This is a genomic window from Actinomadura nitritigenes (assembly GCF_017573545.1).
In the GTDB taxonomy this organism is placed as follows: Bacteria; Actinomycetota; Actinomycetes; order Streptosporangiales; family Streptosporangiaceae; genus Spirillospora; species Spirillospora nitritigenes.
In genome coordinates this window covers 75,301-97,999 of the sequence record NZ_JAGEOK010000034.1, presented here as the reverse complement: position 1 = coordinate 97,999, position 22,699 = coordinate 75,301, and the positions used below count along the sequence as shown (strand labels likewise).

Sequence of the window (22,699 nt, the reverse complement as noted above, 5' to 3'; positions counted from 1 at the left end):
GCGCTCGAGGCCGAGGACGACCGGAGGGGATGACCGCCGACGCCCTGGGAGGCCAGACGACGAGATACTGTTCGGCGTGATCAGGATTCTGCTTGCCGAGGACGTGGCGCTGCTGCGTTCGGCGCTGGTGGAACTGCTCTCATTGGAAGCCGACCTCCAGGTGGTCGCGGAGCTCGCCTCGGGCGCGCTCATCGTGCCGACCGCACTGGAAGTCCGTCCTGACGTGGCCGTGCTCGACATCGACCTGCCCGAGGTGGACGGCCTGGCAGCCGCTGAAGGGCTCCGCGAGCGGCTGCCCGGGTGCCGCGTGCTGATCCTGACGGGTCTGAACCGGCCGGGCCACCTCCGCCGGGCGCTCACCGCTCAGGTGGCAGGGTTCCTGCCCAAGGATGTACGGCCAGCCGAGCTGGCCGGTGCGATCAGGATCGTCGCCTCAGGCGGCCGGGTACTGGACCCGGCGCTCACGGCCGCGGCGCTGGAGGCGCCGGCAAGCCCCCTGTCGCAGCGGGAGACGATGGTGCTCCGCATGTCGGCCTCGGGTGCCTCCCCTGTTGAGATCGCCGAACACCTCTTCCTCACACCGGGGACCGTCCGCAATTACCTGACGTCGACGGTGATGAAACTGGACGCCCGGAACCGCGTCGACGCCATCAGGATCGCGAGCGAGGCCGGCTGGATCTGAGCCCGGAAGGGACGCCTCCAGCAGGTGGTCGCCGCTGAGCGTGCCCACGCACGTCCGGTGATCCGTATGAAAAATTCACATCCCAACAGATGATGCACGCGCTATCGAGCGACATGTCGTGCTTGAAAAGCTTCTCCGCAGCGGCAACAACTGCATAGCCGCGGCAGCAAGCCCGGTGGCGTTTTTGCGCACGGTGCGGCCAGAAGCGTCGAGGACGAGGGCAACGCCGACCTGCCACGAGCACAAGGGGATTTCGTCATGCCGATTGAGAAGGTCGAGTTCAGTGGCGACGGGTACCGGCTGGTGGGTGACCTCCACCTGCCCGATGCCGGGACCGGGCGCGGCGCGGTGGTGCTGACCGGCCCGTTCGCCGGGGTGAAGGAACAGGTCACCGGCTACTACGCGGAGCGGTTCGCGCAGCGCGGATACGTCGCCCTGGCCTTCGACCACCGCAACTGGGGCGGCAGCGAGGGCGAACCGCGCCAGCACGAGGACGCGTCCGCGAAGGTGTCCGACCTGCGCAACGCGGTGAGCTTCCTGGCGGCCCGACCTGAGGTCGACGCTGAGAAGGTCGCGCTGTGCGGGGTGTGCCTCGGAGGGATCTACTCAGTGCAACTCGCCGCGTTCGATCCCCGGGTCAAAGCCGTGGCCCTGATCGCGGCTGCCTACAACAGCCCCGTGCTGATCCGTGATCGGTTCGGCGCAGCGAACTTCGCGGCGCTGATGACCCAGTTCGCGCAGATAGCGCAGCGGGAGTTCACCACCGGCGAGATCGAGTACTGGCCCGCGGTCAACCCCGCGGGCATGCCCGCGGGGAACCCGGGCCCGGAACCGTTCGAGTACTACGGGACGGAGCGGGGCGCCCGCCCCGGTTGGCGGAACCGCTGCACCGCGCTTTCGGTGCTCCAAGAGCTGACGCTGGACGTCGACTCCTTCCTGCCGCTCGTCACCGCTCCCCTGCTGATCGTGCACGGAAGCGGTGACCAGGCCATTCCCGTGACCGACGCTGAGGCCGCCTTCGCGGCAGCGCCCGAACCCAAGGAACTCCTGCTGCTCGACACCGGCAACCACATCGAGTTGTACGACGACGACGGCTACGTACTGCCGGCCATCGACCGGGCCGTCTCCTTCTTCGACAGGAGCATGTGATGCGATACCGGCTGCTCGGTCGCACCGGGCTACGGGTGTCCGAAGCCTTCCTGGGCACCATGACCTTCGGGAAGGACTGGGGGTGGGGCGCCTCCGTCGAGGAGTGTCGCAAGATGTTCACCGCCTATGCGGAGGCGGGCGGGAACGTGATCGACACGGCCAACCGGTACACCGAGGGCAGCAGTGAGCGGATCGTCGGAGACCTGCTCGGCGCCGACCGCGACCGCTTCGTTCTCTCCACGAAGTACACGCTGACCATGGACGGCACCGACCCCAACGCGAGCGGCAACCACCGTAAGAACCTGGTCCGTTCGGTGGAGGCCAGCCTGCAAAGGTTGGACACCGACCATATCGACCTGCTGTGGGTGCACACCTGGGACCCCAACACTCCCATCGAGGAGACCATGCGGGCCCTCGACGATCTCGTGCGGGCGGGCAAGGTGCTGTACGTCGGGATCTCCGACGCGCCCGCCTGGCTGGTCGCTCGCGCCAACACCATCGCAGAGTTCCGTGGGTGGACGCAGTTCGCCGGTCTCCAACTGCCCTATAGCCTCATCCAGCGCGACATCGAACGGGAACTGCTGCCCATGGCCGCGGCTCTGGAACTGTCGGTGGCCGCGTGGTCGCCGCTTGGCGCCGGCGTCCTGTCCGGCAAGTTCACGCGGTCCGGCACCGACGGCCCCTCCCGGGTCGACCGCTCCACCGTCTCCGAACACGACCTGACCATCGCGCGCACGGTGGACGCCGTGGCGGACGAAATCGGTGCGTCCTCTTCGCAGGTCGCCATCGCCTGGACGCGGGCACGCCGGCCCTCGATCCACCCGATCCTCGGCGCCCGCAACCTTGGCCAGCTGACCGACAATCTCGCCGCGATCGACTTGGAACTGCCCGAAGACGCGGTGGCCCGATTGGACAAGGCCAGCGCGATCGAATTGGGCTTCCCGATGGAATTCATCGCGGAGACCACGGCCGACTTCGTCTATGGGTCCAGCGGAAAGCAGGTCGACGGCCGCCGGGCCGGATGAGCCTGACCGCTCATCTGTCCCGTCCGCTGACGGAGACAATGAAGAGGAATCTCCACATGAAGTTCATGCGTCACGCCTTCCTGACGAGAGTCCACCTGCTGTCGGCAGCCGCCGCGGTCGGTGCCGTTCTGACCACCGTGCCTGCGGCCGGCGCGCATGCCGACGACTGCGACCAGGCCTGCCAGATCGACTGGGCCTGGACCGCGCAGCGGCAGAATTCCCTACCCCGCACCCCCTTCTACGATGCGCCCAGCCCGCTGCCATGGGCTCCGGTCGGAGCCCTGATCCGCGCGGAGACCACCTCCGACTACTTTGTGGCGAACAAGCCGGTCAAGGCCGTCCGCGTGCTCTACCACTCCCGTACCTCTCGGGGCCGGGACGTGGCGGTCTCCGGCGTCGCCCTGGTGCCGCAGGACCGCCCGCGCCCGGCGGGCGGTTGGCACGTGGTCGTGGATGCGCATGGCGCGAGTGGAATCGGGGTCGACTGCGCACCATCGCTGATGCGCGACCTGTACCACGGCGATCAGATCCTCCGATTCCTGGAGCAGGGGTACGTGGTCGTCGCCCCGGACTACGCGGGCCTAGGAACAACCGGCCGGCCGGAACTGGTGAACAAGACCGCCGAGGCCGAGGACATCGCCGGGGCGGTGCGCTCCGCGCGCCAGGCGGTCCCCGGTCTGTCAGGCGACTGGGTGCTTTGGGGACACTCTCAGGGCGGCGGTGCCGCACTCGGCTTTGCCGAACGCCAACTGAAGCGCCCGGAGCCGGGCTACCGGGGCGCAGTCGTCACCTCGCCCGCAGCCGACCTGCCTACGCTGGCCGCCCACGTCGCCACGACCGTCCCGTACGGCGGGTTCGCCCCGCTGCTCGCCCAGGGCGCCGCAAACAGCAACCCGAAGATCGACGTCGGACATCTGCTGACTCCCCTGGCCCTGGCCCGCCTGGACGCCGTCCGGGGAGGCTGCCTGGGCGTGGTCACCGCGGTGTACGGAGATCTGACCAAGTTGACGCTGGTCCAGCCGGGCTACTACAGCGACCCGCAGTTCACCCGATACCTGCGTGACAACAGCCTCGGCCAGCAGCGCGTCGCGGGCCCGGTGCTGTTCCTGCAGGGCGGCGCGGACACCGTCACTCCCGCATCGGTCAACGCCGAGGTCGCCGCCAGACTCCGCCGTGTGGGCTCCGAGGTCACCTACCGCGTCTACGACGGCCTCGAGCACGACACCTATGGCGCTGCGACCGGCATCGACGACGGCGCGATGCCTGACATCCTCGACTGGGTAGGCGCCCGCTTCGCCGCCCGCTGAAGTCCACCATGTGGTGGAGGCTCTCGGGGTGCCGAACCTGCCTTTCCAGTAGCGCGAACGTGTGGGTCACGGTCAAGTAGGCCAGTCGCAAGAGCGCAGCCGCTCATCGCGCGGGACCATCCCCGCGTGCGCGGGGAGCAGGCGAAGGGCCCCGGGTGCTCGATGTGCCCATGGGGTGCCCTCCGGCGCGTTGGGCAAGGTGTCCAACCACGCGCACCCACTGGCCCACCCCGGTGCTGGCCAGCAGTGGGTTGGGGCAGTGCAGCGGGAAAGCTTCAGTGCCGACCTACGATCCCGAGACTGGTCGGCCGACCGGGTCGGTCGGTGTCATGAGGTTGCGGCCAGGCTGATCGTGGCTGGATTTGTGTCGTGCGCACGGTGTGACCGACTGCGCCGAGTGCAGTCCGGAGGGCGCTGCGGCTGGATCTTGATGAGAGTGATCGTCGTGCGGCGCCGCGGCGGCCGTCACTCTTCGTAGGGCCCGGTAGCAACGACCGAATATCCAACGAGGTTGGTCTCGACCCTGTCCCTGCCGAAAACTTCATTCGTGCAGGTCAAGCGGCATGTTCGTACTCATTGAGGATTCCGCCCAGCCGTTGTCTTCTTCGGATGTTCAGGTGGGCGATCTGGTCTGGTTCGGTGATCGGTGGAGGCAGCGGCTTCAACGGGCGTGCGTTGGCGATGCTCTGGTGAGGCCGATGCTGGTTGTAGAAGGTCTCGAACTCACGGAGGGCGTGGAGCAGGTGCCGCTGGTCGCGGCGGGTGTGATGTTCGATGACCGCCAGCACGTACATGCGGGCGCCGGTGAGGGTCACGGTCTCCAGGAAGTCACACGCCAGCAGCACCTTGGCCTGGGAGCGCAGGAAACCGGCCCAGGTCGTGGTGGAACGCTCAGGAGCCGGATCGACGCCGGCGTCCTTGAGGATCTCCCCGACGGTAGAGGCAGCCAACTTGACGCCGAGCACCAGCAACTCGCCGTGCACCCGCCGGTAGCCCCGGCCCGGGTTCTCCCGCACCAGCCGAAGTACCAGCGTGCGGATGGAACGGACGGTCGGTGGGCGACCCGGCCGGTTGGGTTTGGATCGGGCGGCGTGCTGGCCCGCGACCAGGTCGCGGTGCCAGCGCAAGACCGTGTCCGGCCGTACCAACAGCCGCATCCGCCGCAACGCCACGAGAGGCAACCGGTGCAGCAACGCCGCCAGAAGCGCCCGGTCCGCCGCAGTGAACCGCATCCTCTTCCCGGCCAGCCGGCGCTCCAGCACGGCGATCTGATGCCGCAACACCAAGATCTCGGCGTTCTTGTCCCGATCGGTCATCGGGAGAGGTCGGAGGGCCGCGAAGGTGTTCGGCACGGTCAAGTAGGCCAATCGCGACAGCACAGCCGCTCATCATCTCGCTATGACCGCCTCGCCACGCCCCGTCGCTGCGAACCGATCAAGCCCCGCACCAGAACCCACGCCCTGCAGGTCTCACCTGCACGGACGTAATTTTCGGCAGGCAGGGCTCGGTGGGCCAGTCGGGCAGTTGCGCCCATCCGGTCTCACGGATGCGCAGGATCAGCTCGGCGGCCTGATCGTCGCCGGTTTCAAGAGAGACCTCGTTGTCGAGCACCGCGTCGACCTGTAGCCAGTCGCTGACCGGTAGCGTCACCAGGCGCGGGGGCTCCTGGGGTGCCTTCATATCCACGTTCCTGCCTGGACGGTCTCCCGCCGCCGCGCCCTGCGAGCGAGCGACGGGAGATCCATCAGGTGCGGTCATTGGCCGGCGCCGGCGCCGATGCCTGGACTTGCCACGGGCTAGACTCGGACGTGGAAGGGGTCGTTGTCGATGACGCGGTTCTGTTTGTAGAAGCCGGCGACAAAGCCTGCTTGGCGGTTCTGCTGGTCGGCGGGGACGAAGGCCCAGCCGTGGTAGAGGGCGGGCAGGGCGTTGCCGCCTTCCTTGGTGGAGGCGAAGGGGTACTCGTCGCAGGACTTGCCGGCCGGGCGGGGTCCGGTGGCCCGGATGTTGAAGGCTTCCTCGCGGGTTTCGCGTTGCTCGGCCGGGTCGGCTTCGCGATGCAGCGCGAAGGCCGGTTTGCCTGGCACGCCGTAGCCGCCGCGGGCCTGAATGCCACGGATGTTGTTGGCGATGTCGGGCAGCTGGGTCATCGTCGTCATGGTCGAGATATAGGCGGGTTGACGCAGCCGGCCAGCAGGCCCTCGAACTCGTCGTCGCAGCGGACCCTGATCTGCAGGACGCCGCGTCCCGGCTCGACCGTGTCGGCTTCGGGGATGCGCGGGGTGATGGTGACGGTCAGCTGCGGTTCGTGGTGGGAGGTGGTGGTGTCGGTGCAGGAGAAGGTGCCCCTGTAGCTGGCGCCGGCGGCCATCGAACCCGACAGGGGGCTGTTGGTGGCGCAGGGGTGGTCGCAGTCGGGCTCGAAGTCTGCCCCCGACCCCGCGGGCAGGCTTGAGGATGGACCTGGAGGGTCAACTTCACGGTGAACGCCGCGGAGTTGGCCTTGTTGGTCAGCTCCAGCGTGGAGCGGTAGTCGGCTTCACCCTGCGGTACGCCGTCGACCAGCCACAGCACCCGGCCGGTCCGAGTCTCACAGTCGGTGAACCGCGTCATCCGCGCAGGCAGCCGCGGACTGCGCAGGACCTCGGGCCTGCGCATGGCCTCGGGTTGGGGTAGGCGCGTCCCAGACGGCCGTGGCCTGGCGGGTGTGCCCGCCTGGGCCGGTCGCCCGGTTGGGACCGGGCGAGGGAGACGTGCGGCGGAGGCCGGTGGAGGCGACGTCGGCGGAGGGCGCCGCGCGGCGCGGCGGGACCGCCGAAGCTACGGGAGCAAGCACGCCGAGCGTCAGCGTGACCAGCCCGAGCAGCGCGATCGTCCGGCGTACCCGCCCAGATCTTGCGGACAGGGAGCTGTGCATCGAACCCCTTCGAGATTGAAGTAACGGGGTGTGAGCACACTGTGTCATCGAGAAACTACTGAATCCAGAGGCGTGGCAGTCACTCGTTGCTCTCCGAGCTCCTGCAAGCGCATGACCCCGCTATCGCTCGCGCGCGGGTTCGTCGTGATCATCGACGGCATGACCATGCAGTACCTGGCCGACCGTGGACACCGTCGCGCCCATCGCGAGACCTTTGCACAGCTCATCGACGGGCTGCTGACCAGCGCGGGCACCTGAACGCCATCGCCGCATCCGCCGGCCGGTGTTCACATGGCGTGGCGGATGTGGCGACGTCGTCGTCGGCGGGCGAGTCCCGTTCGCTCAGTGGTTACAGGACGGCGGTGAGCAGGCTTACGGCGGACTCCTGGCGGGCGATGTCGGCCTGGTCGAACGGGCCCGTCCAGCGCAGGCCGTACTGGTCGGCGTTGTTCCGGTCGTAGGTGAAGGCGGAGCGGGCCTGGGTCGTCAGGTAGTTCCGGTACGGGTGGCCGGGGAGCGCGCGGTCGAGTTCGGCGAGGTTCCGCGCGAAGATGCCCTTGAACGCCGCCTGGTCGGAGTTGCACGTGGCGGCGGCCTCGCAGGGTTCGGTGAGGATTCCGCGCGGTGACAGGCCCGGGTCGGTGGTCACGGCGTCGGCGATCCGCCGGGCGGTGGCGAGCAGGGACGGGTCGCCGGTGGCGCGGTGCAACTCCGTCAGGCCGCCCAGGATCACGCCCTGGTTGTACGTCCAGGTGGTGCCGCCGTTGTTGCCGCAGTTTCCGCTCTGCGTCGCCAGGCCGTCGTTGACCAGGTGGGATCCGTTGATCATCCCGCTGCGGGCGAACCAGCGCCAGGTCTGGCGCGCGTGGGCGAGGTACTCGGTGTCGCCCGGGATCCGGTTGTGCAGGGAGGCGGCCAGTTTGAGGTAGAGCTCGTTGCTGATGGCGTTCTTGTAGGTCTTCCCGGGCAGGTCCCACCAGATGCCGCCGCCGCAGGTGTCATCCCAGTACTGGCGCATGTACGCCTCGTCGGTCTCGGCGATCTTCAGGTACCTGGTGTCGCGGGTCAGGTCGTACATGCGGACCATCGCCAGCGCCCACCAGCCGGTGTCGTCGGTGGAGTCCGCGCGGAACTCGCCGCCGCCCTGCGGCCACCAGGGCAGCGGCTTGCGCTGGAGTTCGATGGTGTTCTTCACCTGGGGCAGGTAGCGGGTCGAGCGGGTCCGCGCCATGTAGTCGAGGAGCGCTTGGAGCGCGTTGCCCGACTGCCACCAGGGGCTCTCGGGCTGCCAGCGTCCGCTCGCCTGGTCGTAGAACCCCATCATCGCGTCGACGGCCGATGTGGCACGGGCCCGCGCGGTCCTGTTCTCGCCCGCGTCCGCGCTTGCGGCGGACGTGCCCACGGCGAACGCCAGCACGGCGCCCGTCACGAGGGAGACCAGACCCTTTCCCGTACGTCGCTTCAGTCCGGTCATCGCGCACCCTCCATGGCAACGAGGCGTCCCGGCCCATGGCCTCCGCCCGGGCGGGCAGTGCGCTGAATTGTGCCCCGGTGGGACGAGACGCGCAAGAGTCGGCAGGATCGTTCACACATGTGAGCGCTCTTGATTGAAATTGTCGGAGGCGTCGATTGGTTCGCCGTGACGGCGGGCAGGTGGGGAGCGCGCGTCGGCTCGTGCGCCCACGAGAGCCGACGCGCAGGAGCGTGATGGAGAATGTCTGGTGGTGATCGGTCTTGCGCGAGTACGGTCGACGCATGCTCCGGGACCGACGCCATGAGCTGATCCTCCGCGTCCTGCGCTCCGAAGGGCCGGTGACGGTGGAGACGCTGGCCGAGCGCTTGGCGGCGAGCCTCGCGACCATACGCCGCGATCTGCAAAAGCTCGACGAGGAGGGCCTGCTCAAACGGGTGCACGGCGGTGCGATGCCGGTCGAGGGCCATGACGACCCCTTCACGGACGTCGCCGAGGTCCGGCCCGCCGAGAAGGACGCCGTCGCGCTGCGCTGCGCCGAGCTGATCCAGGACGGCGAGACCGTGCTGCTCGACATCGGCACGACCGCGCACATGGTGGCGCGGCACCTGCGGGGCCGGGCGCTGACGGTCGTCACCAGCAGCCTCCCGGTGGTCGAGACGCTGGCCGACGACCAGCACGTCCAACTCGTCGTTCTCGGCGGCATGCTGCGCCGTGACTACCGGTCGCTGGTGGGCTACCTGACGGAGGACAACCTGCGGCAGATCCACGCGGACCGGCTCGTCCTCGGCACCAGCGGGATACGGCCGACCGGAACCGTCATGGACACGACGGTGGTCGAGGTACCGGTCAAACGAGCCATGATCGCAGCCAGCGGGCAGGTGGTCCTCGTCGCCGACGCCGGCAAGTTCCCGGGCACCGGCATGGCGAAGGTCTGCGATGCCACCGACCTGGACGTGGTCATCACGAACGCTCCGGTCGATCCGGACACGGGGGCGGCTCTCGCGGATGCCGGAGTGCAGGTGCTGGAGGTGTGAGGTGCTCGGCGTCCGCTGAACCACTGCGGCCGTTCAGACGTCGCTTTCCGGGAGCCGGACCGGGCGGTCGTCGGTGAGGGACTGTTGTGCCACGTCGCCGCGATGAGGGCGTGGAGCTCTGCGGGTGCCGAAAATGTCGTCTACGCAGGTGAGAGCCCATGCGGCTGGTGATCGATTAAGGGTGCAGCGCTGCTGGTCGTTCAGCTGCGAACGGCCGTACGGGAGGCGCTCACCGCGCCATGATGGTCGGCTGTGCTGTTGCGGCTGGCCTACCTGACGGCGCCGAACACCTTCGCGATGATGCGCCTGGTTCCGATGAGTGATCAGGACAAAGACACCGAGATTCTGGTGCTGCGTCATCAGCTCGCGGTACTGGAACGTCAGCTGAGCGGAGAGAAGGTGCGGTTCACCGGGCCCGGCCGGGCGTTCCTGGCGGCGGCTGCACCGTCTGACACCCGAGGCGCTTCGCGGGATGCGGTTGCTGGTGCGTCCGGAGGCGGTGTTGCGTTGGCACCGTGACCTTGTCCGGCGCCGGCATGCTGCCCGGTCCAGGCCGAAAACGGCCGGGCCGTGCCGCCGACCGTGCGTTCCATCCGAAAGCTGGTGCTGCGCCTGGTTCATGAGAACCCGAACCCGGGGGTACAGGCGGGTGCACGGCGAGTTGCTGGTCCTCGGGGTGAAGGTCGGCGCCTCCACGGCCTGGAGACCGTCACCCTGGCTGGGACCCGCCTGTACGTGCTGGCCGTGATCGAGCACCGCACCCGCCGGATCCGCGTCCTCGGCGCGACCGCCCATCCAACGGCCGCGTGGGTGACGCAGGCCGCAAGGAACCTGGTCATGGATCTGGAGGATGCCGGGTGCCGGGCGCGGTGGTTGATCCGGGACCGCGGCGGCAAGTTCCCTGAACTGTTCGACACGGTCCCGGCCGACGCGGGCATCAAGATCATGCTCACCGGGGTGCGAATGCCACGGATGAACCCGATCATGGAACGTTGGGTGCAGACCTGCCGCCGCGACCTGCTGGACCGGACCCTGATCGGAACCAACGCCACCTGCTCCACACGCTGCGCGAGTTCGAGACCTTCTACAACGAGCACCGGCCGCACCGGGGCATTTCCAACGCTCGCCCGTACACTCCGCTGCCGTCGCCGATCACCGACCCCGACCAGATCGAAGAGTTGCACGTACGAAGACACCAACGTCTCGGTGGAATCCTCAACCAGTACCGGCATGCCGCATGACCTGCATGGATGTGGTTTTTCGGCATGAGCAATGCTGGGTCGCCATGGTGTGGTCGCTGTTGTATGGCCTGACGCGCAACTCGTTGGGCGTGATGCTGCTTCGGCTCCGTGGGGATACGGCCAAGGACGCCAAGATCCTGGTGTTACGTCATCAGCTTGGGGTGTTGCAGCTGCGCCGCCGGGTCCACGTGCTGCGCGCCACCCGCAACCCGCCGGGCGCCTGGGTGACGCCGCAGGCCCGGAACCTGCTGATGGACCTGGACCAGAGCGCTCAGCGTTTCCGCTTTCTCGTCCGCGACCGGGACACCAAACTCACCGACGCCTTCGAAGCCGTCTTCGCAACGGCCGGCATCACCGTCCTGCGGACACCACCGCAAAGCCCACGAGCAAACGCCTTCGCCGAGCGGTGGGTCGGCAGCGCCCGCCGCGCGTGCACCGACCGGTTACTGATCTTCTCCCGACGCCATCTGGAAGCCGTGCTCAGGATCTACGCCGATCATTTCAATGGTCACCGTCCGCATCGCTCCCTGGGACAACGACCTCCTACTCCCCCACCCGAACCGACTCCCATCAGCAGCAACAGCGCCATCCGCCAGACACGACTCCTCGGCTGTGTGATCAACGAATACCGCAACGCCGCATAGCGATCACCACCTCTGAAGCGACACGGAACTCCAGGTCAAAGCCAGAATCCAGATATTGAAGCCCCACACGGCGAATCCGCATAGCGGTCACCGCCTGAAACGCCTGCTTCCGAACGTCACGTGGTCAGGATCGCGCGAGCGATCGCCGACAGGACCACTGCCTTGTGTGCCGGGTCGGCGATGGTGCGGGCGATGCCTTCGGCTTGGGCAGGGTCGACGGCCGCCACCTGTACCGCCACCTCCCGCAACGCCCAACCCTGGAAGTGGGGGTCGGTGATGGAACGGGCGATCCTCTGCGCCCCGTCCCGGTCAACGGCCGCCGTCTCGGCCGCGACCTCCCGCAACGCCCACGCCTGCAGGTGGAGGTCGGCGATGGAATGGGCGAGCCTCTCAGCCCGGGCCGGATCGGCGGGGGCCATCACCCCGGCCATCTGCCGCAACGCAAACGCCTGAGCGTGGGGATCGGTGATGGAACGGGCGATGCCCTCGGCCTGACCGGGATCAAGGGCCGCCACCGCTCTCGCCACCACCCCCTTCGCGTGCGGACCGACGGCATCTGCGATCTGGCCGGCCTCGGCGAGCAGGGCACGGGACCGGGCCGGGTCGACGTCCGCCGCCGCCATCGCCAACTCCGCCAACACCCATACCTGCGTTTTGGGGTCGGTGATGGTGCGGGCGATCTGCTGGGCCTCGGCGAGCAGGGCACGGGACCGGGCCAGGTCAACGGCCGCCACCGTCTTCGCCACCCGTCCCAAAGCCTCCGCCTGTTCGTCGGGGTCGGTGATGGTGCGGGCAATGCGTTCGGCCTCGATCGGGTCCTCGGCCGCCATCGTTTCCGCTATCGCCCCTAACGTGTGCGCCTGCATGGCAGCATCGGTGATGGCACGGGTGATCCTCTCAGCCTCGGACAAGTCGACGGCCACCATCACCAGCGCCGCCCAGCCCAGCAAAGCCCCCTGCGCGCCGGAGTCGGTGAGGGTGCCGGCGATCTGTTCGGTCTCGGCGAGCAGCGACCGGGCTCTGGCCGGGGCAACAGCCGCTATCACCGCCGCCACCTCCAGCAACGCCTCTGCTTGGCTGCGAGGATCGGTGATAGTGCGGGCAATCCGTTCGGCCTGGGCGTGGTCGACGGCAGCGGCCGTCTTCGCCGCCCCCCGCAATGCCCTCTCTGCTCCCCCGAATCTGCCGGTGACGGTGCGAGCGGTCTGCGCGGACTCATCGAGCAGCGCACCAGACCGGGCCGGGTCAACAGCCGCCATCGCCCCCGCCACTCCCTGCAACGCCCACGCCTTGGCTTCGGGATCGGTGATGCTGTCGGCCGCGTGCTCGGCCTCGTCGAGCAAGGTGCTCGCCTTGCCGTAGCGGGTGGTCAGGTCGCGTAGGCGGTGAGGAACGCGGCTGGTGCGCGGGCGGTCGGCTGGGGTCTTGGCGAGAAGTGCGGCCAGGAAGGTGTCCACCGTCGCGGGGAGACTCGGACGGAGGCTACTGGCAGCAGGGGGTGGCTTGTGCAGGTGCTGCCCCACGATGGCCATCAGGTTGTCGCCGGTGAACACCACCCGTCCGGTCAGCAGGTGGAACAGGGTCGCCCCAAGGGAATAGACGTCGGCAGCAGGGGTGACGGGGTCCCCGTTGATCTGCTCGGGCGGCATGTAGTGCGGGGTGCCGAAGCCGCGGCCGGTGGCCGACAGGCCGGCGGTGGCACCTTCCAGGCGCGCGATGCCGAAGTCGCAGACTTTCACCTTGCCGTGCCTGTCCAGTACCAGGTTGGAAGGCTTGACGTCCCGGTGCACGATCCCGGCCTCGTGCGCGGCCGCCAGCCCCTCAGCCGCCTGAGCACCGTACTCCAGCGCCTGCTCGACCGGCAGCCCGCCCGGGTGCCGCTCGAGGAGGCCGGCCAGGTCCGGGCCGGGCAGCAACTCCAGCACCAGAAACGGCTGCCCGGCGTGCTCGCCGACGTCATGCACCGCGGCGATGTGCGGATGGTTCAACCGTGCCGCGGCCCTGCCCTCGCGCCGGAACCGGACCATCGCAGCGTGCTGGGCCTCGCCGGCCCAGTTCGCCAGCATCGTCTTCACTGCGACATCGCGCTCGAGATGCGGGTCGGTGGCGCGCCACACCTCACCCATCGCCCCCCAGCCCAGCAACTCCACCAGCCGGTACCGGCCCACCAACTCCTCGCCCGCACGCACCCGGCCTCCGAACCGTCCGCTCTAACGCCCTAGGCAGCGCCCACCGTAGAGGTCGACGCCTGAAACCTGTGCCTTGTTCGGAGACGGTCTCCAGCGAAGCGGTTCAGCGGGAGCACAACACGGCTGGTCAGCAGCCCACCGGCCTGGGGACGCAGGAACCCGGCCCACGCGGTGGCGGAACGGTCAGGTGCCGGATCGATACCGGCATCGGTGAGCATCTCCCAGATAGTGGAGGCCGCGACCTTGACACCGAGCACCAGCAACTCACCGTGCACCCGCCGGTAGCCCCAGCTCGGATTCCCCACGCTCGGTGTCGGCTCGGCGGTTCCGAACCGGATCGGCACGCGGCGGCACCGTGCGGTACGAGAATCGGGCTCGATGCGGACGGATCGACACCGGCCGACACTGGGCAGGCCGCTCCGGTACGGCAGTTTCGGACTTTTAATCCGCAGGGTGTCGAGCTCCTGGGAGCCGCCCGTCAGCATCCGCATCCATCCAGGTGGCGGGCGCTAACGCCTGGCAGTCCACTCCATCGGCACGGACCACGGGCGACTGACCCTGCAGCGGCCTTCGCCGCCGACGACGATCTTATTCGTCGTGGAACACCCCGCAGATTTGAGGGGAGCTACGGGGGAGCCAATTGGGGAGTCACCGTTGGTGGACTCCCCCGGACCCGCCGCGACTCCCCCAGGGTGTTTCTGCAGGTGAGAAGCTCCCGATCGTCTCCCATCGACCTTGATCGACTGGTCTTCCGCGCCTGGGGATCAAGGGGTCGTGGGTTCAAATCCCGCCGTCCCGACAGAGAAGTACCAGCTCAGAGGCCGTTTCCTCCGCACGGAGGACCGACCTCTCGATCGCTTGTTAGCCGTTCGTTAGTGAACCCAGCCGCCTCTGGCGGCACTCACCCGGTTCACACAGGACCAGAAGAACCGGCCCCGGCCCGCTCCAGCCCACCGGATGTTCACACGTCCGGTCCCACCGCTCCCCTGTGATCCTCATCCGATCCGGAGCACCATCGACCACCAACGCCGGCGGCCGGGCCGCAGCACCATCAGCCACAAGCGACGAGCCAACGCCCCGCCGTGAGTAGCAGGTTCGTCCGCCGCCAGCCTCAGCGGCGCATCTATCCGCCTCCAGGCCGCCCGACAGTCACCCCTCCGCGAGCTTCGGAGACATCCAGTCCGGCTGATCCCGAGACTCCCCCGGTTGCCTCCAAGCATCCGGCAGGGGCCTGGTCGGCCACTCGGTCGCTCGGGTTGATCTGCTGACCTAGCGGAGCTGCGCCTCGATCTGGGAAGCCGTACGGGACTCCGGTGCCGTATTCACCCCCGAGTGGGCGACGGGGCCCTCCCGCTGGGACCTCAGAACCTCTTCTTGGTGGCTGGGATCGGCAGGTCGAACTGGTGGGTGGAGTCAGGTCGGCCTCCGTGATGGCGGATGCCGCGGAAGCCGCTGCTGAAGAAGACCATCGGGTCCCTCGGCCCCGTTCTCGACGTGCAACGTGAGGATTCGGAGCACGACGATGGTGTGGTCGCCGGCGGGGTGCTCTGCTTCCAGCACACAGTCGAACCAGGCGTGCGTCTCCTCGAGCACCACGGCACCGGAGGGCAGCGCCTGCATGCCGACTCCCAAGAAGCGATCGCCCTCCTTCGACGGCAGCCGCTGCACGTACTCCTTCTGTTCCCGGCTGAGCACGCTGACTCCCATGGCGCCGCACTCGCGCAGCCGCGGCCAGGTGTTCGAGCCGTTTTGGATGCAGACGCTGAGCAGCGGCGGGTCGAGGGATACGGGCATGTCATCCCGACCGGTTCGTCGCCGTCGAGCGCACCATACCGCGACCACCCCGTCGGGAACTTCCCGAAGGCGTTTCTCAGGGTTCTGCCGTCGAGAGCGTTGTTCTCTTGTTCCTGGGGCATCTCTGTTCCTCCAAGCGATCTCGGTCGCTGCAACGCGTGTACCGACGCTGTCGGCACCCGCCGATCCCGAGTCGTTTTCCGAGCTCAGGCACCGATCGGGTCGGCTGCGAGCGGCGCGACCTGCGAACCTGTCAGCTCCCAGCTACGGCGCCAGGCCTTGGCGTCGGTTCTGGCGTGCGAGGCGCCGATGAGCGTCCCGAAGCCGCCGACGTGCTCATAGAGGTCGCGGATCTTCCGTACGACGGTCTCGGGCGAGCCGACGAGTGCGAACTCGTCGAGCCACCACTCCGGCGTGAGGGTCTCGGCGCCGGCGTTCGGACCGGCCAGCAGCTCGGCGATCCCGATCGATTTCAGGACCGCGATGTGTATGCGCCGATCTTCGCCAGCGAACCGTTCAACGCCAGTTCACGGGCCTCGTCGGTGTCGGCGACGAACCAGTCGCGCACGATGCGCCAGTCGGCCCGCGACGGCGCGGTGGCGTAGGTGTCCCCGTGCATGCGCACGAGGTCGGCGTGCACGGCCTGGCTGACCGGGCTGATGCCGCGCCGCCCGGCCTCGGCCAGCGTCGGGGAGTTCGGCTGCATGCCGGTCATCAGGAATTCGGGCCCGCCGTCTCGCACGAGCTTGAGGCGGGGACCGGAAAGATGCTCGTCGAACGCGGGCATGTCGGCGTTCCAGTACTTGCCCTCGATGCGCCACAAGCCGAGCGTGTGGTGCTCGGTGAAGTACACCTCGTCGAGGCCGTACTCGTCGGCCCATGCCGCGGTCTGCACGCCCCAGTCGATGACGATCCGCCGGAGCGGCGTCCAGCACCACCACGCACCGGAACCGCCCCCTCCTCCAGGGCCTGCGCCATCTGCGCGTTGAACGACTCGGCGTCCACGGAGCCGTCGCCGACTTCGGCGACGACCGCCTCCGCGATCGAGGCGTGACCGCCCCTGGCCAGGTTGAGGCCGCAAGAGTCGCTCGAAGGCATCGGCAGAGAGCCCGAACAGGTAAGAGGCGTAGCCGAGCGTCTGCGTGAGCACCTGCCGGCGGTCGGCGTTGGAAGCGAGCTTGGCCTCGATCACCACGGGCCGTCCGGTCTCGGCCTCGATCGCGATCAGGTCCGCATAGCCGTTGCCCAGCTGCACTTCCCGACCCAGCAGCACCACCGTCGGCTGGCCCGGGAGCGGGAGCATCGCCGCACCGTGCTCGATGCTGTCGTGCAGGACCTGTTCCCGCTCGAACGGCTCGGGCCGCAAAGCCACCAGACCGCCGCCGGTCTCACGCCAGATCCCCACCACCGCGGCAACTCCGCTCCTCAGATTTCACCGCGCACCGAATACGCATCGAAACCTGGAGCCGTTTCCACCGTGGGAGGCCGATCCGAATGCGGTTCACGACCTCATGAGCGAACACCGCTGCCGAACCGGCTTGCGACCGGGTCCCTCAGCAGGACCCGGCATGGAGCCGTTCGAGCGACGATCCCCACGTCGTCGCCGCGCCGCCCGTTGCGACGTCCCATCGCCTCTCATATCCCGGCGGGGACGAATAGGGGTTGCTGGCCCCGTCAGGATAGTGATCGCCCTGCAGGTAGGACCATTGCCCGTAGACGCCGTCGTACGGCTCGAGAGGGTCCTCCCATTCCTGGACCGGGCTTCCCGCGAACCACAGCCGCCACCAGTAGCAGCCCGCGGTGATATCGATTCCCTGGCGGCCACGCCCCACGCCGCGGGTCAGGTGAGGAGGGTGCGGGCGGCGCGGACGACGGCCTCGTCGACCAGGCGGCCGTCCTCGCCGACGAACACGGCGGAGCCGGAGGCCAGGGCGGCCTCGTGGCGGGCGAGCAGGGCGCGGGCCCGATCCAGCTCGGACGGTGTCGGAGTGAAGACCTCTGCGGCGACCGGGAGCTGGGCCGGGTGGATGCAGGCGCGGCCGCGGAAGCCGAGCCGCTTGAGGCGCAGCGTGGTCGCGCGGAACGCGTCGAGGTCGCGGAACTCGGTGGAGACCGGAGCGATCGGCGGGCGGAGGCCGGCGGCGGCGGACGCCGCGACCACCTGGGACCTGGCCCAGAGCAGCTCGGACTCGTCCGGGCCGGGGGTGACACCGAGGTCGGCGGCCAGGTCGGCCTCGCCGATCTGGAGGCCGGCGACCCGCGGCGCGACGGCGATCCCGGGTGCCGCCAGGATCGCCGCCGCGGACTCCAGCAGCGGGACGACGGGGACGCCGGGCGCGCCCGCGAGGGCGGTGTCGAGGGCGTGCAGGTCGTCCGCGCTTTCGACCTTGGCGGCGCACAGGCCGTCGAGACCGGGGCCGGCGACCGCGCGGGCATCGGCGCGGCCGAGTTCGCCGGGATTGATGCGGACGGTGACGTGCGGCCGGTCGGCGGGCAGCGTGCGGAGCCAGGCCGCGACGGCGGTGCGGGTCTCCGCCTTGGCGGCGAGGGGGACCGCGTCCTCCAGGTCGACGATCAGTTCGTCGGCGCCGAGCGTCAGGGCCTTGGCGAGGCGGTCCGGGCGGTCGCCCGGGACGTAGAGCGCGGTCGTCCTCACCCGACGGTCTCCTGACCGGAGGTCAGCGCCTTGGCGATGACGGTGCGCATGATGTCGTTGGTGCCCTCGCCGATGCTCATCAGCGGCGCGTCCCGGTAGAGGCGCTCGACGGTGAACTCCTTGGAGTAGCCGTAGCCGCCGTGGACCTGCATCGAGGCGAGGGCGCAGTCGACGGCGGCCTCGCTGGCGAAGGTCTTGGCCATGCCCGCGTGCATGTCGACGCGGTCGCCCGCGTCGGCGCGGGACGCGGCCCAGTAGACCAGCAGGCGGGCGGCCTGCACCTTGATCGCCATGTCCGCGATCTTGAGCTGGATCGCCTGGAAGTCCTGGATCGGGCGGCCGAACGCCTCGCGCCGCGCCGCGTACCGCAGCGCCTCGTCGTAGGCGGCCTGCGCGATGCCGAGGGACCGGGCGGCGACGTTGATGCGGCCGGTCTCCAGGCCGGACAGCACCTGCTGCATGCCGCGCCCCTCGGCGCCGCCGAGCAGGTTCCCGGCGGGGACGCGGACGCCGTCGAACACGATCTCGCAGGACTCGGTGCCCTTGTAGCCGAGTTTGGGCAGGTCGCGCAGCACCTCGAAGCCGTCCTCGACGAGCAGGACGGACATGCCGCGGTGCACGGGCGAGGCGGACGGGTCGGTCTTGACCAGCACGGGCAGCGGGCCGGCGTGCCGGGCGTTGGTGATCCAGGTCTTGCGCCCGTCGATCACGTAGTGGCCGCCGTCGCGGCGCGCGGTGGTGGCGATGCCCTGCAGGTCGGTGCCGGCGCCGGGTTCGGTGAGGGCGATGCCGGTGCGGCGGCGGCCGGCGGCGAGGTCGGGCAGGAACCGGGCCTTCTGCTCAGCGGTGCCGTGCCGGGCGATCATCCAGCAGGACAGCGAGTGGCTGCCGAGGATGCCGGCGATGCCCATCCAGCCCTTGGAGATCTCCTCGAAGACGAGGGCGAAGGAGACCATGTCGGCGCCGAGGCCGCCGTACTCCTCGGGGACGGTCAGCCCGAACAGGCCGAGCCCCTTCATCGTCTCGACGATCTCGGCCGGGTACCGGTCGGCGGCCTCCCATTCCCGGGCGACGGGCCGGATCTCGCGGTCGACGAAGTCGCGGAGGGTGTCGCGGAAGAGGCGCTGCTCTTCGGTGAGTTCGAAGTCCATCAGGCGTCCTTGGTGAAGACGGGGAGGTGGCGGCCGTCCGGGAGGGGCCGCCAGCCGAGCCGGACCGGCTCGTCGCAGGTCCAGGGGCCGGGGCCGTCCAGGTGGGTGAGGATGATCGGGCCTTCGGCGAGCCGGACCCGCGCGACGGTGTAGGGCACCTCGGCGTCCGGGGACGGGGCGCGGTGCACGACGGTGAACGAGTCGACGGTGCCGCGACCGGAGGCGTCGGCGAACTCCAGGTCGGTGCCGCCGCAGCGGGTGCACAGTTCGCGCGGGTAGTGCTGCGCGTGGCCGCAGGGGCAACGCTGGACGACCAGGCGCCGGTCCCGGGTGGCGTCCCACCACCGGTTCTCGATCACCGGTCGGCTCCCAGCAGGACGGTGGCGTGGCTGGACAGGATGCCGCCGGTTCCGTGCGCGAGCGCGACCTCGGCGCCGCGGACCTGCCGGTCGCCGCATTCGCCGCGCAGCTGCCGGACGGCCTCGACGAGCAGCAGCAGCCCGTACTGCCCGGGATGGCAGTAGGACAGGCCGCCGCCGTTGGTGTTCAGGGGGAAGGCGCCGCCGGGGCGGGTCCGGCCGCCGGCGACGAATCCGGCGGCCTCGCCGGGCGGGCAGAACCCGAGCCCTTCGAGGGTCAGCAGGACGGTGATGGTGAAGGAGTCGTAGACCTCGGTGACGTCCACGTCGGACGGTCCCAGCCCGGCCATCGCGAACGCGCGGCGTCCGGAGTCGAATGAGCCGGGGCGCAGCAGGTCGTCGGCCGAGGTCATGCTGGTGTTGGTGGTGGACTCGCCGTAGCCGAGGACGACGACCGGCGGCCGCCGCAGGTCGCGGGCGCGTTCCAGCGAGGTGAGGACGACGGCGCCGCCGCCGTCGGTGACGAGGCAGCAGTCGGCGGACGTCAGCGGCGTCGAGATCATCGGCGCGTCGAGGACATCCCCGGCGGTGAGCGGTCCCGCGCCGTACCGGAACGCCTTCGGGTTGCGCAGCGCCCATTCCCGCGCGGCGACGGCGACCTCGGCGATCTGCTCGCGGTCGGCCTTGTAGGCGTGCAGGTAGCGCTGCGCGGCCATCGCGTAGTACGAGATCGGGTACAGCGGCGCGTACGGCGACTCGAAGATCGCCTCGGGGGTGTGCGGGTCGGCGGCGCCGCCGAGCGACCGCGACCGCGCGGACCGCTGGTTCGACGCGAACGCGATGAGGACGGTGCGGCACTGCCCCGCGTCGATGGCCTGCGCGGCGCGGGCGACGAACATCTCGAACGCCGATCCCCCGGCGAACGTCGAGTCCGTCCAGGACGGCCGGACGCCCAGGTAGTCGGCCAGCTGGGTGGCGGAGAACCGGGAGACGCCGGTGGTCGCGACGCCGTCGACGTCGCGGAGCGCGAGCCCGGCGTCGTCCAGCGCGCGGGTGATCGCCTGCGCGTGGAGGGCGAGGACGGACGCGCCGGTGACGCCGAGGTCGGACTCGGCGGCGCCGGCGATCGCGACCGTCACAGCCGCACCTCGCAGCCGGCGGGGGCGACGGCGATGCGACCGTCCTCCACCACCTCGACCTGCTGCTCGATGGTCACCAGGCCGCCGTCCACCGCCGTGACGGTCCCGGTGCAGCGGACGGTCTCGTTCGCGAACACCAGGTTCTTGAACCGGAACCGGAGGGTCGCCAGCCCCGCGGACGGGCCGAGCCAGTCCTGCACCTGCTCGGCGAGCAGCGCGCCGAACACCTGGCCGTCCACGACGGGTGCGGGGAGCCTGCGCTGTTCGAGGAACGCGGGGTCGTAGTGCATGCGCTGCCAGTCCCACGTCGCGCCCGCGTAGGCGATCATGTCGGCGAGCTCGATGCGCCGCACCAGCTCGGGGACCGCGTCCCCCACCGCGACGGCCGTCATGCGATCTCCACGTAGATCAGCGTCTCCTCGTTGGTGGCGAGCGGTTCGCCGCGCTGGTCGGTGTAGGCGGCGGTGGAGGTGACGATGAGCATCGCCTGCCCCCTGCCGTTGACCCGCTCGGTGATGTCGCTGATCCGCCAGGTCGCGGTGATGACGTCGTCCGGGCGGACGGGACGGTGGAACGCGTAGGAGTTGCCGCCGCGCACCAGCCGCGTGCCGGGGACGTCCAGATGCCACAGGTGCCCGGCGTACCCGTCGTCGCCGCGCGGCAGGCCGGTGTACTGGTTCGTCTCCATGATGAGCGTGGGCGGGGCGATGACGCCGCCGTACCCGTGCTCGCGCGCGTAGGCGTCATCGGTGTAGAGCGGGTTGCCGTCGCCGACGGCCTGCGCGAAGTACCGGATCGACGCGCGCCCGAGCTCCTCCGGCGCCGTGTAGACGACCTCGCTCCCGATGAGCGCCTTCATCTCCTCGGTCAGCAGGCTCATGCGCTCTCTCCCGCCGGGGCGAGCACCGCCGTCGGGACGACCTCGATCATGAAGTCGGGGCGCAGCAGGGCCGAGCACACCACCGAGGACAGCGCCGGGGAGTCGCCGAAGTACCTGTGGCGGATCTCGGCGACGTCTCCGTAGCCGGCGACGGCGTCCGGGGTGAGGTACTCGACGAGCCGGACGACGCCGCCGTAGGGCGGCCGGTCGCCGAGGCCCGCCTCGCGGAGCGTCGCCGCGATGGAGGCGTAGACGTACTCGGCCTGGGCGAGCAGGTCGCCGTCGAAGATGCCCTTCTGGGTGGCGGGTTCGAGCGCCCCGAACCCCGACATGAACAGGGTGCCGCCCGCCGCGACGCCCGGCTTGTAGGTGAGCGTGTCGTACCGCTTCCAGCCGGGGTTGACGGTCTTCAGCGTCGCGGTCGACGCGATCGCGTCCAGCGACACCATCGCGCCCGGCACGACCGGCCGGTCGACGATGATGCCGGCGGCGCCGGGGTACACCCCGTCCCCGGTGCCGAGGAGTTCCTTGCGGACCCGGCCGCAGCGCGGGTACTCCGACCGGGTCGCGCTCGCCGTGTAGTCGGTCGTCTGGACGAGCGCACCGAGCCCGAGCCCCGCGGCTTTCAGCAGGTCGGCGGCCTGTTCGAGGCACTGCCGGTACTGGGAGCGGAAGTCGCCGCCGCGCGGGTGGAGGCTCGGGAGGTAGACGGTGCCGCCGGCGACGCGGACCGTGCCGCGGTGCATGCCGTCGTCGAGCGCGGCCTCGATCAGCTCGCCGCCGCCGGGGAAGGCGGTGAGCTCGACGGCCAGGTCCTCGCCGCCGGGCAGCGCTTCGACGGCCACCGTCGCGACCGGCGCGCGGTGGGCGCCGAGCGCGTCCCGCCGGGCCGCGTCGACCTCGGCGTACGTCGCGAGCGCGGTCCCGGTGGCGTACTCCACGACATGGACGACGTCGCCCGGCCCCGCACCGGCCTTCGCCAGCTCCGCGAGGGCCCGCCCGTAGGCGCCCCGGACCGTCCCGGCACAGGCGGACAACCGTAAGGTCATGCTTCCTCC

25 protein-coding genes are annotated in these 22,699 nt (G+C 69.7%); 9 read left to right on the top strand and 16 right to left on the bottom strand.

What is annotated here, in order from left to right; translation table 11 throughout:
* Positions 1-76 precede the first annotated feature (76 nt).
* The 4 genes from J4557_RS39215 to J4557_RS39200 all read left to right on the top strand — a co-directional run bounded on the left by J4557_RS39215 (position 77) and on the right by J4557_RS39200 (position 4,163).
* A complete protein-coding gene (locus tag J4557_RS39215; RefSeq protein ID WP_208271882.1) occupies positions 77-682 on the top strand; it encodes a response regulator transcription factor in 606 nt (201 codons plus the stop codon).
* 258 nt (positions 683-940) lie between these two features.
* The gene (locus tag J4557_RS39210; protein WP_208271881.1) at positions 941-1,831 is read left to right on the top strand and encodes an alpha/beta hydrolase; all 891 of its coding nucleotides are present in this window, start codon (positions 941-943) and stop codon (positions 1,829-1,831) included.
* Entirely contained in the window at positions 1,831-2,856 is a 1,026-nt protein-coding gene (locus J4557_RS39205) for an aldo/keto reductase (RefSeq protein WP_208271880.1), read from the top strand. Before J4557_RS39210 ends, J4557_RS39205 begins: the two co-directional genes overlap by 1 nt.
* A 56-nt stretch (positions 2,857-2,912) precedes the next feature.
* Positions 2,913-4,163 (top strand): alpha/beta fold hydrolase, encoded by a 1,251-nt coding sequence (locus tag J4557_RS39200; RefSeq protein ID WP_208271879.1) that lies wholly within the window; start codon positions 2,913-2,915, stop codon positions 4,161-4,163.
* 554 nt (positions 4,164-4,717) lie between these two features.
* Here J4557_RS39200 and J4557_RS39195 read toward each other — a convergent pair.
* The 4 genes from J4557_RS39195 to J4557_RS39180 all read right to left on the bottom strand — a co-directional run bounded on the left by J4557_RS39195 (position 4,718) and on the right by J4557_RS39180 (position 6,534).
* Complete coding sequence (locus J4557_RS39195; RefSeq protein WP_208271878.1) at positions 4,718-5,479, bottom strand: hypothetical protein; 762 nt, start codon at positions 5,477-5,479, stop codon at positions 4,718-4,720.
* Between the two features lie 118 nt (positions 5,480-5,597).
* Positions 5,598-5,843 carry a hypothetical protein gene (locus J4557_RS39190; protein WP_208271877.1) on the bottom strand — a complete coding sequence of 82 codons (246 nt, stop codon included), beginning with the start codon at positions 5,841-5,843 and terminating at the stop codon, positions 5,598-5,600.
* Between the two features lie 116 nt (positions 5,844-5,959).
* On the bottom strand, positions 5,960-6,322 hold the full coding sequence (locus tag J4557_RS39185) for a NucA/NucB deoxyribonuclease domain-containing protein (protein ID WP_208271876.1): 363 nt from the start codon (positions 6,320-6,322) through the stop codon (positions 5,960-5,962).
* On the bottom strand, positions 6,319-6,534 hold the full coding sequence (locus tag J4557_RS39180) for a hypothetical protein (protein ID WP_208271875.1): 216 nt from the start codon (positions 6,532-6,534) through the stop codon (positions 6,319-6,321). Before J4557_RS39180 ends, J4557_RS39185 begins: the two co-directional genes overlap by 4 nt.
* Before the next feature lie 657 nt (positions 6,535-7,191).
* Between J4557_RS39180 and J4557_RS39175 the strand changes: the two genes are divergently transcribed.
* Positions 7,192-7,338, top strand: coding sequence for a hypothetical protein (locus J4557_RS39175; RefSeq protein WP_208271874.1), 147 nt, complete (start codon positions 7,192-7,194; stop codon positions 7,336-7,338).
* A gap of 91 nt (positions 7,339-7,429) precedes the next feature.
* Here J4557_RS39175 and J4557_RS39170 read toward each other — a convergent pair whose 3' ends face one another.
* Positions 7,430-8,554 carry a glycoside hydrolase family 76 protein gene (locus tag J4557_RS39170; protein ID WP_208271873.1) on the bottom strand — a complete coding sequence of 375 codons (1,125 nt, stop codon included), beginning with the start codon at positions 8,552-8,554 and terminating at the stop codon, positions 7,430-7,432.
* A 281-nt stretch (positions 8,555-8,835) separates the two neighbouring features.
* Between J4557_RS39170 and J4557_RS39165 the strand changes: the two genes are divergently transcribed.
* From J4557_RS39165 to J4557_RS39150, 4 genes are all read left to right on the top strand, one after another.
* On the top strand, positions 8,836-9,588 hold the full coding sequence (locus tag J4557_RS39165) for a DeoR/GlpR family DNA-binding transcription regulator (protein ID WP_208271872.1): 753 nt from the start codon (positions 8,836-8,838) through the stop codon (positions 9,586-9,588).
* Between the two features lie 252 nt (positions 9,589-9,840).
* Positions 9,841-10,107, top strand: coding sequence for a hypothetical protein (locus J4557_RS39160; RefSeq protein WP_208271871.1), 267 nt, complete (start codon positions 9,841-9,843; stop codon positions 10,105-10,107).
* Positions 10,108-10,323: 216 nt separating this feature from the next.
* Positions 10,324-10,857: a hypothetical protein gene (locus J4557_RS39155; protein WP_208271870.1), complete on the top strand. Its 534-nt coding sequence runs from the start codon at positions 10,324-10,326 to the stop codon at positions 10,855-10,857.
* Complete coding sequence (locus tag J4557_RS39150) at positions 10,826-11,473, top strand: integrase core domain-containing protein (RefSeq protein ID WP_208271869.1); 648 nt, start codon at positions 10,826-10,828, stop codon at positions 11,471-11,473. Before J4557_RS39155 ends, J4557_RS39150 begins: the two co-directional genes overlap by 32 nt.
* A 116-nt stretch (positions 11,474-11,589) precedes the next feature.
* Here J4557_RS39150 and J4557_RS39145 read toward each other — a convergent pair whose 3' ends face one another.
* The 11 genes from J4557_RS39145 to J4557_RS39095 form a co-directional block, all read right to left on the bottom strand.
* Positions 11,590-13,662, bottom strand: a complete 2,073-nt coding sequence (locus J4557_RS39145; protein WP_208271868.1) for a serine/threonine-protein kinase — start codon at positions 13,660-13,662, stop codon at positions 11,590-11,592.
* A 29-nt stretch (positions 13,663-13,691) separates the two neighbouring features.
* A complete protein-coding gene (locus tag J4557_RS39140) occupies positions 13,692-14,153 on the bottom strand; it encodes a hypothetical protein (protein WP_208271867.1) in 462 nt (153 codons plus the stop codon).
* Positions 14,154-15,075: 922 nt separating this feature from the next.
* Positions 15,076-15,456, bottom strand: coding sequence for a flavin reductase family protein (locus J4557_RS39135; RefSeq protein WP_208271866.1), 381 nt, complete (start codon positions 15,454-15,456; stop codon positions 15,076-15,078).
* A gap of 472 nt (positions 15,457-15,928) precedes the next feature.
* Positions 15,929-16,864 carry a PDDEXK family nuclease gene (locus J4557_RS39130; RefSeq protein ID WP_208271865.1) on the bottom strand — a complete coding sequence of 312 codons (936 nt, stop codon included), beginning with the start codon at positions 16,862-16,864 and terminating at the stop codon, positions 15,929-15,931.
* Positions 16,865-17,296: 432 nt separating this feature from the next.
* Positions 17,297-18,112, bottom strand: a complete 816-nt coding sequence (locus tag J4557_RS39125) for an HpcH/HpaI aldolase/citrate lyase family protein (protein WP_208271864.1) — start codon at positions 18,110-18,112, stop codon at positions 17,297-17,299.
* Positions 18,109-19,263: an acyl-CoA dehydrogenase family protein gene (locus J4557_RS39120; protein WP_208271863.1), complete on the bottom strand. Its 1,155-nt coding sequence runs from the start codon at positions 19,261-19,263 to the stop codon at positions 18,109-18,111. The genes J4557_RS39125 and J4557_RS39120 overlap by 4 nt, the downstream gene beginning before the upstream one ends.
* Positions 19,263-19,622, bottom strand: coding sequence for a Zn-ribbon domain-containing OB-fold protein (locus tag J4557_RS39115; protein ID WP_208271862.1), 360 nt, complete (start codon positions 19,620-19,622; stop codon positions 19,263-19,265). The genes J4557_RS39120 and J4557_RS39115 overlap by 1 nt, the downstream gene beginning before the upstream one ends.
* On the bottom strand, positions 19,619-20,761 hold the full coding sequence (locus tag J4557_RS39110) for an acetyl-CoA acetyltransferase (protein ID WP_208271861.1): 1,143 nt from the start codon (positions 20,759-20,761) through the stop codon (positions 19,619-19,621). Before J4557_RS39110 ends, J4557_RS39115 begins: the two co-directional genes overlap by 4 nt.
* A complete protein-coding gene (locus J4557_RS39105) occupies positions 20,758-21,153 on the bottom strand; it encodes a MaoC family dehydratase (protein ID WP_208271860.1) in 396 nt (131 codons plus the stop codon). The genes J4557_RS39110 and J4557_RS39105 overlap by 4 nt, the downstream gene beginning before the upstream one ends.
* The gene (locus J4557_RS39100; RefSeq protein ID WP_208271859.1) at positions 21,150-21,641 is read right to left on the bottom strand and encodes an FAS1-like dehydratase domain-containing protein; all 492 of its coding nucleotides are present in this window, start codon (positions 21,639-21,641) and stop codon (positions 21,150-21,152) included. Before J4557_RS39100 ends, J4557_RS39105 begins: the two co-directional genes overlap by 4 nt.
* The gene (locus J4557_RS39095) at positions 21,638-22,690 is read right to left on the bottom strand and encodes a Rid family hydrolase (RefSeq protein WP_208271858.1); all 1,053 of its coding nucleotides are present in this window, start codon (positions 22,688-22,690) and stop codon (positions 21,638-21,640) included. Before J4557_RS39095 ends, J4557_RS39100 begins: the two co-directional genes overlap by 4 nt.
* Positions 22,691-22,699 lie beyond the last annotated feature (9 nt).